General features: G+C 46.8%; 13 protein-coding genes. 7 read left to right on the plus strand and 6 right to left on the minus strand.

Going from position 1 to position 15,063, the window contains the following annotated elements:
- Nucleotides 1-3,286: PAS domain S-box protein (locus tag IQ270_RS06755; protein WP_193972478.1), on the minus strand; the 3,286-nt coding region annotated here is incomplete at its 3' end.
- Between the two features lie 328 nt (nt 3,287-3,614).
- Between IQ270_RS06755 and acnB the strand changes: the two genes are divergently transcribed.
- The 7 genes from acnB (at nt 3,615) to IQ270_RS06790 (ending at nt 9,198) form a co-directional block, all read left to right on the plus strand.
- Complete coding sequence (gene acnB, locus IQ270_RS06760; RefSeq protein ID WP_193972479.1) at nt 3,615-6,230, plus strand: bifunctional aconitate hydratase 2/2-methylisocitrate dehydratase; 2,616 nt, start codon at nt 3,615-3,617, stop codon at nt 6,228-6,230.
- 262 nt (nt 6,231-6,492) lie between these two features.
- Nucleotides 6,493-6,951, plus strand: coding sequence for a hypothetical protein (locus tag IQ270_RS06765; protein ID WP_193972480.1), 459 nt, complete (start codon nt 6,493-6,495; stop codon nt 6,949-6,951).
- A gap of 3 nt (nt 6,952-6,954) precedes the next feature.
- Nucleotides 6,955-7,410: a nucleic acid-binding protein gene (locus IQ270_RS06770; protein WP_193972481.1), complete on the plus strand. Its 456-nt coding sequence runs from the start codon at nt 6,955-6,957 to the stop codon at nt 7,408-7,410.
- 8 nt (nt 7,411-7,418) lie between these two features.
- Entirely contained in the window at nt 7,419-7,583 is a 165-nt protein-coding gene (locus IQ270_RS06775) for a hypothetical protein (protein ID WP_193972482.1), read from the plus strand.
- 210 nt (nt 7,584-7,793) lie between these two features.
- Nucleotides 7,794-8,222 carry a hypothetical protein gene (locus IQ270_RS06780; RefSeq protein ID WP_228056131.1) on the plus strand — a complete coding sequence of 143 codons (429 nt, stop codon included), beginning with the start codon at nt 7,794-7,796 and terminating at the stop codon, nt 8,220-8,222.
- 52 nt (nt 8,223-8,274) lie between these two features.
- Entirely contained in the window at nt 8,275-8,688 is a 414-nt protein-coding gene (locus tag IQ270_RS06785) for a nucleic acid-binding protein (RefSeq protein ID WP_339384360.1), read from the plus strand.
- Between the two features lie 96 nt (nt 8,689-8,784).
- The gene (locus IQ270_RS06790; RefSeq protein ID WP_339384364.1) at nt 8,785-9,198 is read left to right on the plus strand and encodes a cupin domain-containing protein; all 414 of its coding nucleotides are present in this window, start codon (nt 8,785-8,787) and stop codon (nt 9,196-9,198) included.
- Nucleotides 9,199-9,599: 401 nt separating this feature from the next.
- Here IQ270_RS06790 and IQ270_RS06795 read toward each other — a convergent pair whose 3' ends face one another.
- From IQ270_RS06795 to IQ270_RS06815, 5 genes are all read right to left on the minus strand, one after another.
- Nucleotides 9,600-10,262, minus strand: a complete 663-nt coding sequence (locus IQ270_RS06795; RefSeq protein WP_193972484.1) for a pentapeptide repeat-containing protein — start codon at nt 10,260-10,262, stop codon at nt 9,600-9,602.
- Nucleotides 10,263-10,426: 164 nt separating this feature from the next.
- Nucleotides 10,427-12,076 carry an ABC transporter substrate-binding protein gene (locus IQ270_RS06800; RefSeq protein WP_193972504.1) on the minus strand — a complete coding sequence of 550 codons (1,650 nt, stop codon included), beginning with the start codon at nt 12,074-12,076 and terminating at the stop codon, nt 10,427-10,429.
- Nucleotides 12,077-12,384: 308 nt separating this feature from the next.
- Nucleotides 12,385-13,923: an adenylate/guanylate cyclase domain-containing protein gene (locus IQ270_RS06805; RefSeq protein ID WP_339384361.1), complete on the minus strand. Its 1,539-nt coding sequence runs from the start codon at nt 13,921-13,923 to the stop codon at nt 12,385-12,387.
- Nucleotides 13,924-13,930: 7 nt separating this feature from the next.
- Nucleotides 13,931-14,284: an STAS domain-containing protein gene (locus tag IQ270_RS06810; protein ID WP_193972485.1), complete on the minus strand. Its 354-nt coding sequence runs from the start codon at nt 14,282-14,284 to the stop codon at nt 13,931-13,933.
- A 38-nt stretch (nt 14,285-14,322) separates the two neighbouring features.
- Nucleotides 14,323-14,901 carry an ATP-binding protein gene (locus tag IQ270_RS06815; RefSeq protein WP_193972486.1) on the minus strand — a complete coding sequence of 193 codons (579 nt, stop codon included), beginning with the start codon at nt 14,899-14,901 and terminating at the stop codon, nt 14,323-14,325.
- Nucleotides 14,902-15,063: the final 162 nt, after the last annotated feature.

The raw sequence follows: 15,063 nt of genomic DNA on the forward strand, positions 1-15,063 counted from the left end.
GCATTGGGCATTGCCGAACTTCCTGCTTCCCTGTATCAGTTAAATCCGTTAAATCCCGTACATTGCTCGTTGCCGAACTTCCATTTCTCTTCGTTATTAACATTTCTTGCCAAACGCGCAGTTGCCGGCAAGCTTCCCGCAGCACCCAAGCTCCCAGAGGCACGATCAAACCAGTTTCCTCAGCTACAGGAATAAAACTAGATGGCGGCACTAGACCCCGAACCGGGTGATGCCAGCGCACCAAAGCCTCAAAACCCTCGATCGCACCGCTGGCGATCGAAACAATCGGTTGGTAGTGCAAAATAAAGTGCGAATATTCATCCTTGCTCGAACCTAATTCCTCCTTACCAAAAATAGCCAACCGCAGGTCATTTTCTAACTGCAACAGCGACATAGTTTGGTCGTGCATCGCCAAATTAAACACCTCGTGGCGGGCCTTGCCCAAAGCTTTAGCGCGGTACATAGCAATGTCAGCATCGCGCAGGAATTCTTCTGGGTGAGCGTACAGATTCGAGTCGGATCTGTCGGCTGCTGCGAGTTCGCCTCGACTGAAAACAATACCAATACTAGCGGTGGTAAATACTTCGTGTCCTTCGATCTGAAACGGTAAAGTTAGTTCTGCTTGTATTCTGTTAGCTACTTGGGTGGCATCGCTGAGGCTCTGAATGTGGTCTAGCAGGATGGTGAATTCGTCTCCCCCCAGTCGGGCGACAGTATCAGAAGCTCGCACGCAGGTTAGCAGCCGCTCCGCGAAGGCAACTAGCAGTTTATCCCCAAGAACGTGTCCTAAAGAATCATTAACTACTTTGAAGCGGTCTAAATCTAGGAAAAGTAAACCAAATTTGTAATCGGGGGACTGATTCGATCGGCGGATGGCTTGTCCCAGCCTGTCGATGAACAAAACCCGGTTGGGCAAACCCGTCAGCGCGTCGTGAAAAGCGCCGTGCAGCAGTTGCCGTTCTACTCGCTTGCGTTCGGTGACATCTCTGATAATAATTTGGGCGGCGGCCGAGCCTTGATAAGTAGCGGGAATGCCGGCCACTTCAACGTCGATGATTTGTCCGTCGAGGCGCATCAGTTTTTGTTCGGCAAGCTCGATCGGCTGATTTTCTTGCTCGACTTGCCTCATGCGCTCTTTGGCTGTTTCCAAATAGTTTGGATGGACAAAATGCAATACCGGAAAGCCGATTAGCTCTGCCGGAGAGCTCGCACCTAGGAGTTTTGCGCCGGCAGCATTGATGTAGGCGATTTTCCCTTGACTGTGAACGGCGATCGCTTCGGGAGATAGTTCTACTAAACGGCGATAGCGTTCTTCACTTTCTTGCAGAGATAATATTAACTCGCAGCGCTCTTTTTCGGCTTGCTGGCGTTCAAGTTCCATTTGGTGAACTGCCAGAATTTTACCTATGCTTTGAGCCATCAATTCTATGATTTCTATTTCCTGGTATTCAAATTTTTTTTTCTTGACTTCTGGCGAACTAAAACTCAAAGTTCCGTAGGTTTTATTGTTAATAAATATTGGCGTTCCGATGTAAGATTCCGATTGGCATTTTTGATAAGCTGGATGTTTTTGCAGATCAATATCTGCTCCTATATGAGAGCAGGTAACAGTTTTTTTTAGTTCAATTACCGCCGCGCAGTAAGTCTCGCTGAGGTTCAATTGCAAGCCGCGCACGAAGTATCCTAAATTTGTTGTCGCTGCCCGCACAATAAAAGTTTCATTTTTAACTTCAGCCATGATGCCGATAGAAAGTCCAAAAATCAAACAGCCTGCGGTTAGATAATCGTCAATCAGTTCTTGAAAGTTTTGATAATGATAAGTTGTAATCCGGTGCAAGTGTTTGAGATTAGCGCTGAAAGCTGCTAAAGCTTGAGAATTTAAAAATAATTCTGCTTCGGCTCGCTGGCGGTCGGTGATGTCTGTCTGCACTCCAATAAAGTGGGTTAAGTGTCGTCGCGAGTTGTACACCGGAGCGATCGACAGTTCGTGCCAAAAAGGGGTGCCGTCTTTCCGAAAGTTCCGCAGGATAACTTGAGCTTCTGTGCCTTCTTCCATCGCAATTCGCAATTGTTTGGCAGTGGCTGTGTCGGTGTCGGTGCCATCCAAAAATCCGCAATTTTTCCCAATTAACTCGTCTCTGCTATAACCAGTAATCCGCTGAAAACTGGGATTGACATAAATAATCGGATTGTCTGCAACCGTCGCGTCGGTGATGGCAATGCCGTTGCTGCAACTTTCGATCGCCCGTTCCATCATTTGCAAGCGCTGTTGCGATCGAATCCGATCGATCGCCGCAGCTAACACGTTGGCGATCGCTTCTACAAAATAAACGTCATCTTGGCTGAAAATTCGCTTTTGGCTGGTGTGAACCCCCAAAATGCCCCAAGCCGGCGTCGCAGAAGTGTCGGCTGGTTCTGCTTGTCCCAAGAAACTCTCCAGTCCCCGATTGCCCGGAACGATAACAGTCAGGCCGCTGACAGCCCGGTGGTTGTGCAGCAGCGGCAACTCGCTAAAACGGGTTTCCACCCGCAAATCTTCGACGATCATCGGTTTGCCAACTAGCAATGTGTAACCTGCTTGCGATCGGGCAGAAGCCGTAACAGTAGCGCTGCCGACGACCCCGGGCTGCCACCCAGCCCCCGCTCGCAAATGAAAAGCATCGCCTGATGGCAACAGTTCTAGCAACTGACAATAATCAACGTCCAGCGTTTGAGCAATTAAAACCGCAGCTTTGTCCATCAGTGCAGACAAATCTGTTTCGGCCAGGGCCTGCTGCCCCAAGTAAGCGACGGCCGCTTGCTGGCGGGCGCGCAAGTGGATGGAGGCGAGCAATTCCTGCTCGTTGGCTGCTGCTCGCTTGCGATCGGTAATGTCGGAGAACACTGACAGCACAGCTTTTTCCGACAGCAATGTCAAATACCGCATCGATACACTTGCCCAAAACAGCGTGCCGTCAGCTTTTTTGAGGCGGACTTCTGTCTGGCGGACAATTCCGTTGCGGGCGAGGGCATCCAGCAATTCCTGGCGTTTTGGGAGGTTGTGGTAGAGTGTTTCGGCTTTTTGGCCGTCGATCTCAAATGCTTTGAACCCGAAAGCCTGATGGCATAAATCGTTGGTATAAATAATCGTGCCATCAGCCAAACTGCTGACGATCGTAGGCATCGGAATTGAATTGGCGATCATCGTCAGCAGTAATTCTTTAGTTGTTTGCAGTTCTGGGTACAACTCTGGTTTGACGGCCGAACCCTGACAGTGTTCACCATTTTCAGGGATAAAACTTTCCATTTTTTAATTGATCCATTTCTGCGGACAAATTTAAATTTGCGGTAACTAAGGATTTCAGATGCAGAGGACGATCGACATTACCTCCCTGCCACATTAATTTTAACCAAAACAATGCAAGTCAACGCCCTAAAACTTCTCGGCTGGAGTTTAAGCTGCACCCTCGCGACAAAGAAGATATATCTTTTAGTATGAAAGTCTACTGTTTTTAAAGTTGCGTTAAGTTTTTATAAGAGCGGGTGCTTTGCCAAATATGTAGCGCCAGCGCCTAATCTAAAAAGTAATGTCACTCGCAAACAACTACCCAACACAATCCTGAGAGAGAACAGAAATGCTTGAATCTTACCGCCGTAACGCTGCCGATCGCGCAGCACTGGGAATTCCACCGCTGCCCCTAGACGCCCAGGAAACCTCAGAACTCTGCGAATTGCTGAAAAATCCGCCACCGGGAGAAGAAGAAGCCTTAATCGAATTATTGCGCGATCGCGTGCCCCCAGGCGTAGACAGTGCCGCCTACGTCAAAGCAGGTTTTCTGACCGGCATCGCCAAAGGCGAAATCCACAGCCCCCTAATTACTCCCAAATGGGCAGTTTATTTGCTGGGGACAATGATGGGCGGTTACAACGTCCAATCTTTAATCGATTTACTCCATCCTAGTGCCGAAGTCGCCATTCCCGCCACCGCAGCCCGGGCCTTGAGCAAAACCCTGCTGGTATTCGACGCTTTCCACGACATTCTCGCCCTGTCGGATACCAATCCTTACGCCAAGCAAGTAATAGATTCTTGGGCTGCTGCCGAGTGGTTCACCGGCCGCCCTCAACTAGCCGAAGCCATTACCGTTACAGTCTTCAAAGTACCCGGAGAAACGAATACCGACGACTTGTCTCCGGCACCCCAGGCTACCACGCGGCCCGACATTCCCCTGCACGCTTTGGCGATGCTGGAGAGCAAGATGCCGGGGGCCTTGGAAACGATCGCCCAATTGAAAGAAAAAGGCCATCCCGTCGCCTACGTCGGCGATGTTGTCGGCACCGGTTCCTCGCGAAAATCAGCGATTAACTCAGTGCTGTGGCACATTGGTAACGATATTCCCTTTGTTCCAAACAAGCGCAACGGCGGATATATTCTAGGAAGTGCGATCGCCCCGATTTTCTTCAATACCGCTGAAGATTCCGGCGCACTGCCGATCGAATGCGATGTCGCCAAAATGGAAACCGGAATGGTGATTACCATCCATCCCTACAAAGGAGAAATCACCAACGAAGCCGGAGAAATCATCTCCACCTTCACCCTCAAACCCGACACAATCATAGACGAAGTTCGCGCCGGCGGCCGCATTCCCCTATTAATTGGACGCACCTTAACCGACAAAACTCGCGAAGCTTTAGGACTAGGAATTAGCCCGATTTTCACCCGTCCAACAATTCCCGCCGACACAGGTAAAGGCTTCACCTTAGCCCAAAAAATGGTAGGGAAAGCCTGCGGTTTAACAGGCGTGCGTCCCGGCACATCTTGCGAACCGTTAATGACCACAGTCGGTTCCCAAGATACCACCGGGCCCATGACTCGGGACGAATTAAAAGAACTGGCTTGTTTGGGATTTAGCGCCGATTTGGTAATTCAAAGTTTCTGCCACACCGCCGCCTATCCGAAACCTGTTGATGTCAAAACTCACCACGAATTGCCCGATTTCATGGCACAGCGCGCCGGCATAGCTTTGCGTCCCGGAGACGGCATTATTCACTCCTGGCTGAACCGGATGTTATTGCCGGATACAGTGGGAACCGGCGGCGATTCTCACACTCGTTTTCCCTTGGGAATTTCCTTTCCTGCTGGTTCGGGATTGGTAGCATTTGCTGCCGCCTTGGGCGTGATGCCTTTGGATATGCCGGAATCGGTCTTAGTGCGCTTCAAGGGTGAATTGCAGCCTGGAGTAACGCTGCGGGATGTGGTGAATGCAATTCCCTATGTAGCAATTCAAAAAGGTTTGTTGACAGTCTCCAAACAGAATAAGAAAAATGTCTTTTCGGGGCGGATTATGGAAATAGAAGGTTTGCCCGATTTGAAGGTCGAGCAGGCTTTTGAATTGACCGATGCCTCGGCCGAGCGTTCTTGCGCCGGATGCACGATTAAATTGAGCCCGGAGACTGTTTCTGAGTACATTCGCTCTAACATCGCGCTGCTGAAAAACATGATTGCGCGGGGTTATGAAGATGCGCGGACGATGATGCGTCGGGTGGCGAAGATGGAGGAATGGCTGGCTAATCCGGTGCTGCTGGAAGCGGATGCTGATGCGGAATATGTTGAAATCATTGAAATTGATCTCAACGAGATTAAAGAGCCGATCGTGGCTGCACCCAACGACCCGGATAATGTTAAGTTGTTGAGTGAGGTTGCGGGCGATCGGGTTGACGAAGTATTTGTCGGTTCCTGCATGACAAATATCGGTCACTACCGCGCCACTGCGAAGGTGTTGGAAGGTGCAGGAGAAGTCAAAACTCGCCTGTGGATTTGTCCGCCAACTCGGATGGACGAACAGCAACTGAAAGACGAAGGTTATTACAGTATTTTTGGAGCGGCGGGGGCGCGCACGGAAATGCCGGGATGCAGTCTTTGTATGGGCAATCAAGCGCGGGTTAAAGATGCGACAACGGTGTTTTCAACTTCTACTCGCAACTTCAACAACCGGATGGGCAAAGATGCACAAGTTTACCTCGGTTCGGCGGAATTAGCGGCAGTTTGTTCGCTGCTAGGTCGCATTCCCACAGTCCAAGAATACCAGGAAATTGTGGCGAAAAGAATCGACCCTTTTGCTGGCGATTTGTATCGGTATTTGAATTTCGATCAAATTGCTGGTTTTGAGGATGAAGGGCGAGTGATTGCTTTGGAAGATATGCCTCGGATTGAGGATATTTTGGGAATTCCCGAGGGTGTGTTGAGCAAGTAATATCCTCGAAATTTAGTGAAATGGTTGTTTTGAACCGCAGATGAACGCAGATGAACGCAGATCAAATTTATCTGCGTTCATCTGTGTTAATCCGCTGACATCTGCGGTTCAGAAAAATCCCAGAATCAGGATGAATCATCCCCCGCCTCTTGTTTACATTACAATATAAGTAGAGGCGAGTTCGATCGCCAATCTCTAATTCCCATCCAGAATATCGATCGACCTACGAATTCCTATAAATCCGATTGAGGAGAAAAAAAGTATGTCTGAACGAGCTTTAATCACTGAAAACCCAGAGACACCAACTTCAGCGCCAGAACCTCGCATTGGCAACGAAATGGTAGAGTTTCTCAGTCTAATTCAGCAAACTCCGAGAGAATATTGGCCGAATTTGCTTAAAATGATGCGGTTATTTGTGGAAACTGTGACAGTTAAGCCCGGATTTTCGGAACCCGCCGAGACACCCGAAAACGTAGATTTTACTAAGGTGTCGAAGGAGAGCAGTATCAGCAGAAATCAAGCTATGACCAGACTAATGCTAACGGGGCTAAAGGAAGGAAATGAGGATAACGAAAAACCAGAAATTATCGATCTTTTACAGCAGCACGAAGCTCTGAGCAAGCTGTTACAGTCTTGGGTAGATGATGGAGATGAACAGGAACAAACAGAAACCGCTGAAGTTCTCCGCAAGGCACTAGAAGAAAACCCGGTGCATATATAGTCCATGAGCAAAATAGTATTGTTAGATTCTGGGCCTTTAGGAATTGTTACAAATCCCAAAGCCGCCTCTCCTTTATATCAAGAGGGTAAGCTCTGGCTGCAATCTTTGCCACTTAAAGGTTATATTGTAATGCTCCCTGAAATTGCTGACTATGAGGTGAGGCGCGAATTAATTCGTGCAGGTAAGGCGGCAGGTATTAGACGACTTGATGAACTTAAATCGCAAATTCCATACCGTCCTTTGACTACGGAGGTAATGCTTCTAGCTGCTCAGTTGTGGGCGGATGCACGAAGGAGAGGAAGGCCGACAGCAGAACCCAATGCACTTGATGGCGATGTGATTCTGGCGGCTCAAGCTATATTATTAGCAAATCAAGGAAATGAGGTGGTGATTGCTACCACAAATGTGGGGCATTTGTCTCAGTTTGTCGATGCTCGTGAGTGGCGATCGATCCAGTAAAGTTTAAGTTGTCACGAGTAATACCAATTTATCAAATTTATGTAAGAGTATTTGTAGGGTGTGTGGCGATCGATCGTACCGAAAAAAAACGAAAATCTCATAACAGCGACGCACCGACAATATTTAAGGAAACAACTCGGACGTTCACTCAAGCCAAAATTTGTGTTGTTTAGAAGTTGAGCGTTGAGAGTTTACAGTTGAGATTTAATTACGGCAATCAAACCTTTCATCCGTCAAGAAGCCTAGGCTTTATTCACGAGATTATTTACGTCCGCACCCGATGTGGCGGTTGCTATAGCAATATTTTTTCATGCTTGGTATAACAAATTTCAACATAGACTATTTTGTTAAACTAAAGAGTAACTGAGAGCAAGGAGATAATTATGTCCGAACAAGTTAAAGAAAGCGAACTCCCGCCAGCTATCTCTGTTTCATCCCCGGAAGCCTCCCCAGCTATTTCGGGAGCCGAGAAAGAAAGCGAACTCCCGCCAGCTATCTCTGTTTCACCACCCAAAGCGTCTATGGAATGGCTCGTTTTGGAGATTGATAAAATTCCTCAAGCATACTGGCCGAATTTACTTGAGATTATTCGCCTGTTTCGCGAAAGTGTGATGATTAAAGCCGAACCAGTAGATGCTTGGGAAAAAGTTAAGCACGATTTGAACAATCCCGATCCAGTTGTGGATGCAGCAAGGCAGAAAGCTTTGAGCGAAATGCTGCGCTCGTGGGACGAAGAAGGAGATGAACAGGAGCAAAAAGAAACCTGGGAAATTCTCAGTAAGGCTTTAGATGAAGGTGGTGTTTCTATTTAACTGAATCATTATTATGAGGAGATTTGTAATTTTGGATTCAGGCCCTCTGGGAATGATCACAAATCCCAGAGCTACACCCCTTTGCCGGGAGTGCAGATTTTGGCTGAACTCTTTGCCGTCGCGGGGCTACAAAGCTATACTGCCTGAACTTGCTGACTATGAAGTGCGACGCGAGTTAATTCGTGCGGGTAAGGTGGCAGGTATTAGACAACTTGATTTACTCAAAACTGGGATTGAGTACCTTCCTATTTCCACAGAAGTAATGCTTTTAGCGGCTCAGTTGTGGGCCGATGCACGACTGAGGGGAAGGCCAACGGCAGATCCCAATTCACTTGATGGCGATGTGATTCTGGCTGCTCAAGCTATATTATTAGCAAATCAAGGAAATGAGGTGGTGATTGCTACCACAAATGTGGGGCATTTGTCTCAGTTTGTGGATGCTCGTGAATGGCGATTAATCTCTTAAAGCTGGATTCTGGGATAAAAACTCATGAATGAGCCGTTAGCGAAACTTGCAGCTATTCGATCGCACTTACATTCTGATATACTTTCAACTACAGATATTTTTACAGACACCGTTAGCGAGATCGACAGCATGGTGGAAACAGCGGACACAATCGAAAAAACGGACGATCGCACGCAAACCCGGTTTTGGGGTAAAGTTACAGTCATAGACGCGGGCGATCGTTACAAGATAAATCGCATCGAAGTCAAACCGGGGCATCACATCAGCACGCAAATGCACTATCACCGCAGCGAACATTGGGTAGTCGTCTCCGGTACAGCTAAAGTGATCTGCGATGACAAAGAGACGATTCTGATGCAGAAACAGTCAACCTATGTTCCCATGAATACTGCTCACCGCGTGGAAAACCCTGGCGTGATTCCCCTGGTGATGATTGAAATCCAGAATGGCGAATACCTCGGCGATGATGACATTATTCGCTTCGCCCAAGATGCTGACGAGGAAGATTGATCCGACATCAAAATTTGAAGCAATCGCAGATGTCATATCAATTTCGGTTGCACCGTCAGGTGGCTAGACCTCTTAGACCTCTTGCAAAAGTCAAATTTACCCCCCGCAAGTCCCCCCGGACGCGGGGAGAAACAAGAATAATCTTGCTCCCGAACCTTAATAAGGTCCGGGTTGGGGTGGGGTGCTTTGGATTTTTGCAACAGTTCTACTGTTGACTGTTGAGTGTTGACTCGATTTTATTATTCCTATGCAACCGGAAACGATGTCAGAGAAAAGCGCGGCGACAGGAAACGAGATAAATCCTATAATTATAACTGTAGGGGCAATTTCTGAAATTGCCCCTACATTATTATATTAAGCTTGTTAAAAACGAGCATCTGATTTAGCAATTGGCGATCGTCCTAGGGCAAAGCGGCATTTTTCAAATCTACATTCGCCATATTGGCATCCATTAAATTAGCACCGGTCAAGTCGGAACCGTTCAAATTCGCACCAGTCAAATTAGCACCGGTCAAATTTGCATCCCGCAAGTTAACTCCCTGTACGTCGATTCCCGACAAACTGCCGCCTCTGAGGCTGACATTAGCTAAGTTAGCTACAGACTGGCGAGCATTTCTCAGATTTGCGCCAGCCAAATCGGCACTTTCTAAATCAGCGCCGACTAAATTAGCGCTGGTGAGGTTGGTATTTTTCAAACTGGCAATTACTAAACCCGCCAAACTCAGGTTAGCCCTGGTTAAATCTGCATCCTCCAAATTTACCCCGTGCATTCTCGCAGCAATTAAACTCGCACCTTGCAATTTAGCTTGTTTCAGATTTGCTTCGTTCAGCTTGGCTTCGTTGAGATTGGCACCGCTCAAATTCGCACCCCTCAAATTCGCACCCCTCAAATCTGCTCCGCTGAGATTGACACCAGCAAGTTGCGCTCCTGTCAAGTCACATTTGGTACATTTTTTAGTTTCTAATAATTGTTTGACTTGTGATACGTTTTCTGCTTTGACTCCAGAAGCAAAACCGATCGCAATCAGCAGCGCTGTTGTTGTTGTTAAAATTCCAAATTTCATATATTCACCCTTGGCGATATCTCTCTCTATCTCATAATATCCCACGTTTTTCTAAAGGGTTGTGCGATCGGTCTCTTCGATAAACTGTGACAATCATCACCCTGTTATGCACAAAAGATGATATAATTATTGACATTTCAATTCCTCAAAATTCTTGTAAACAATTATTGCTTTTTCAGGAACCAAAAGGGAAAGGATTGCGTCGGTTCTAGACGGACACCAGTGATATTGTTCTGAGCAAAAGTATAGTCCTTATCCTGCCAAAGAGGGATGAAAGGTACATCTCTAGCTAGTATGTCCTGAATTTCGCCAAACAAAGCTTTGCGGGTTTGCGGGTTTGGTTCCTGGCGCTGCTGGTCGATCAGTTGATTTACCCGATCATTATAATAAAACGAACCCTGCCCCTGACTTGCACCTTTTTCGCACCCGCGGGCGGCCGAACCCGTCGCACAATCCAAAAACGGCTGAATGTAATTGTCAGCATCAAAAAAGTCGGCGTACCAATCCACCAAAACCGCAGGATAAATCCCCTTCTCTATATTTTGGAACAAAGTAGGAGATTCAACGCTGTTAACTTCTACCTGCATTATCCCGTCCATTTTCAGTTTGGCTAGGGCCTCGATCGTACTCGCCACTAACGCTCGTTTTGTGGAAGCCGAAGGATACCAAATTTGCAAAATCAACGGATTGGCCGCCGAGTATCCCGCTTTCGTCAACAATTCCTTGGCTTTTGCGGTGTTCGCGTCACCGTACATTTCTTGAAACACCGGCTTGTTAACGTCGAAGGTTGTGGGAATCAGACTGTACAGCGGCTGCGCTTGTCCCCGCAGTACGCGATCGTTAATCAGCGGGCGATCCATCGCCGCGGCGATCGCCTGTCTGACTTCTAACTTGTCGAGCGGTGGAGACTTGATATTCAGCGTCATATAACTAACTGTACTGCTTTCCCCGGCGATTTCCTGCCACTTTCCTTTTTTTGCTTTCTCCTCCAAGCTGCGAACTTGGTCTGCATCCAGAGACAAATAAGCCACATCGACTGCACCAGTCCGAAAAGTATTGAACAAATTTGACGAACTAGAAAGCAGCAACAAATCAATTCCTTGATTGACAGGTTTTTCCCCCCAATACTTATCAAATGCGTCAAACTTCAGAGAATCGCTACCGTACTTCGCCAGTTTATAGGGGCCAGTTCCCACAAACGTATCGGGTTTAAATTTAGCGTCCCCAATCTCGTAAGCTTTCGGAGAAATTGCACAAAGACCGGCAAATGTCAGCAGGGAAGGAAAAGCAGCAAAAGGCTTTTTGAGTTGAAAAGTTAATTCGTATTCGCCCGTCGCTTTCACCGATTCTATGGCATCGCCCAACAAGAAAGCCGGACGGCCCCCATTTTTGATAAACCGCTGCAAGGAAAACTCCATTGCTGCAGCGTTAAACGGTGTGTCGTCGTGAAAAATTACACCTTGACGCAAGGGAATTGTATATGTCAATCCGTTTTTGCTAACTTTTGGCATTGCTGTGGCTAAGCCGGGAGTTAACTCAGTAGTTCCCGACTTGTAGGTGTAGAGAGTGTCGCCCAAATTGCGGAGCAGTTGTCCTGATATAATTTCGTAAGCGTCAGCAGGGTCGATCGTCCGCAGTTTCAAGGTTGTGCCAATTGTCACGCGATCGTTGTTGGGCGAATTTGGCGAATTGGGCGATCGAGTTGTCCCCGTACCGCAGCTTGCAGTTAACAAGCAGCACAGACAAAACACAGCTATAAATTTAATTAGTGAAGATTTTATAGATATTTTAGGCTGTTGCTTGTTAATTTCCATTGTCATTTTGCGAAATAATTTAAACTACAATCATATCATTTTGCTTGAACTTTACGACAGGTAAATTCAAATAGAGCCAGAACCTCGCGCATTTGCACTTCCAGATGACTGAGAGGGCCCGCACTCTTGGCACCGCCCCTACCTGTTGACTGTTGACTGTTGACTGTTAACTGTTGGCTGTTGACTGTTGACTGTTAGTTGTTAGTTGTTATTTGTTATTAGAATTGAGAATTGGAAAGTGGGAATTCGTAGCAAGTAACCAATAACCAATAACCAATAACCAATAACCAATAACCAATAACTAATGACTAAATTCCCTTGAGGAGCGATCGCCAATCCCGACAGCGTTTCAGGTAAATGCGAGCTACCAGATCGCTCGGATTTGTCCGCAAACACTCTTCAAACAATTTTCCCGCTTCTCGGAACTCTTTGCGATCGCACAACAACATCGCTTCAGTATATACAGCCAGATTTGCTAGCTTTGCAGACAAAATTTCCGCAGGATCGGCATCAAATACCTCATAGACTGTGACATATTGAGATTTTCCTTTAACCTGTACTTTATCCACAATCCGAATAGCATAATCAGCCGGATTTCGCAACCTTTCCAAAGTTTCCTGAGAAATTAACAGAGATACGCCGTAATCTTTAGTCAATCCTTCAATCCGAGATGCCAAATTAACAGCATCGCTAATCACAGTGCTGTCCATTCGGTTTTTGCCGCCCACAGTCCCCAGCATCAAAGAACCCGAATTGATACCAATGCCAATTTTAATCGGGATGTAGCCGACACTTTGACGGCGTTCGTTGTAATCAGTCAGAATGTTTAGCATCGCAATACCCGATTTCACTGCATCATCTGCAAAGTCGCTAAACAAAGCCATAATTGCATCGCCGATGTATTTGTCAATAAATCCGTTATTGCTAGTAATAGCCGGCTCCATCCGCGACAGGTAAGCATTGATAAAATTAAAATTTTCTTGCGGCGTCATAGTTTCCGAAAGCTTCGTGAAGTCCCGGATATCGGCAAACATCACCGACATTTCCTGCTGCACTTGGTCGCCTAAATTGACATCAATAATACTTTCGTATCCCAATAAATTCAGAAATTGATGTGGCACAAATCGCCCGTAGGCATCAGTTGTTTCTGATTCGGCATCGAGGGACTTCTCCAAAACATTATTGAGTTCAAAGAGTTTTTTGATAAATTTATGACGGTCTTCTTCAGCTTGTTTACGTTCGGCGATTTCTTGAAAAACTGCGATCGCAAAAGCAACTTTTCCACGCTCATCAAAAATTGGTCTTCCCCAAATCTCTAGGGGAATTTTGCGCTCAGATTGATGAATTTCTATATCGTCAACCCTCGCACTTTCGCCCCTCAAAGCTCGGACAAGCGGCAATTTCTCAGCAGGATAAATAGTATCAGTTCCCTCTATATAAATTTGATAAGTTTCTGACAAATTCTCAACTGCATTTAACGGCAAAACCCCTTGGCCGAGTAACTGCTGTCCGGCGTGATTGATGTAGTAAGGTTTGCCTTGAGAGTCGAGAACCGCCACACCTACCGGAATCGCTTCCAAAAATTGAGCCAGCTTGATTTCGCCTTCCCGCACCGCCTCCAATGCCCGATAGCGCAACTGGGTTTCAATAGTATCGGAATGTTCAGCAGTAGTTTCCAGCAATATTTCTAGATCCGCTTTTTCTTCCTTCAAGTCTTCCACTTGCTGGCGCAATCTGTCTATTTCTAAAAGTAGCTGTTCTCTAGAGAGTTGTTTTTCCACCATAATCCGAGAATCTGCGCCTCGACTAACAGAAAAATGTTCAACAGCCTGCACCATAAAAGTCATCGTATATTTATACTAATAATTCCAACTGCAAACTCGGCATCAGGCGCTGGAAATTCTTCAAAGATTTACCTTGCCAAGCTATGCGTTGAGAGCCTTGTACCGCCATTTGCACCCGAGCTTTTTTGCGAACCTCGATAATGAACTTTGACAGCATATTGATGCCAGAACTGTTCAAAAATTCTAACTGCTGCAAATTGAGGGTAATTTTTGTCAGTTCCCCCTGTGCAACCTCGCTCAGCAACTCTGTTATCGGGGCGTACTCCGCAGGCCCGCTCAGCCTGAGAGAGCCAACAAAACTCACGGTTGCCGTTGCTGGATCGTAACAGATCCGGTAATCTTCTGTCTTAATTTCCCTGATCATAAAAAGTCCCTAAGATATTATCGATCGCCGCGCCAGAGCTATACTGTTAATTGCACCATAGTTGTAACCGAAATTACTTCCGGGTGTGTTTGTACGGTCTGGAACTTCCAGCCTATTTTGGCACCATAATCGTTGAGCATGGTCAGCAAGCCCAATCTAGAATGAGTACAGTTGTCGTCAACAGCATTTTTTTCCAACTGCTGAATGTAAAGCTCGCTTGGCTCAAAAGCCAGCAACTGCTGAATGTAAGCCTGAAACTCGCTCACAGTTTGTGGAGGGATGCTGTTAGCAACTGAGAAAATCACTCGGGAGTTCTCTAGTTGCAGTTTAATGTCGATCGGGTAATCGGAAGTTTCATCATTAAACTTCATCGCATTCTCTAATAACTCGTTAGCAATGTAGCTGACAGCGCTTTTAATTTCTACTTGTCGGTCAATTGTCGATGGGTCGTCTTTGTTTCCCGGAAAAAAACTCGTCAAGTAGTCACCCAGAAAATCCGCCGACAAACCGTTGTTCCGCCACCGCTGCTTCAGGGGAATAGAACTAGGCGAAAATCCAATTATTAAGTATTCTTGGCTGGGCTCTTCCTCGATGAAATCGCCGAAAGTCTGAATCATATTATTTATTGTTATTTGTTATTTGTTATTTGTTGGTTGACTGTTGACTGTTGGCTAAGAGGGCGGGCACTCACAGGCACCGCCCCTACTGGCTGTTGACTGTTGACTGTTGGCGAGTTGCTACCAATTCCCTGCGCGGGCCAATTCCCTGCGCGGGCCAAT

Origin of the sequence: Microcoleus sp. LEGE 07076 (genome assembly GCF_015207455.1) — a bacterium.
In the GTDB taxonomy this organism is placed as follows: Bacteria; Cyanobacteriota; Cyanobacteriia; order Cyanobacteriales; family Microcoleaceae; genus Microcoleus.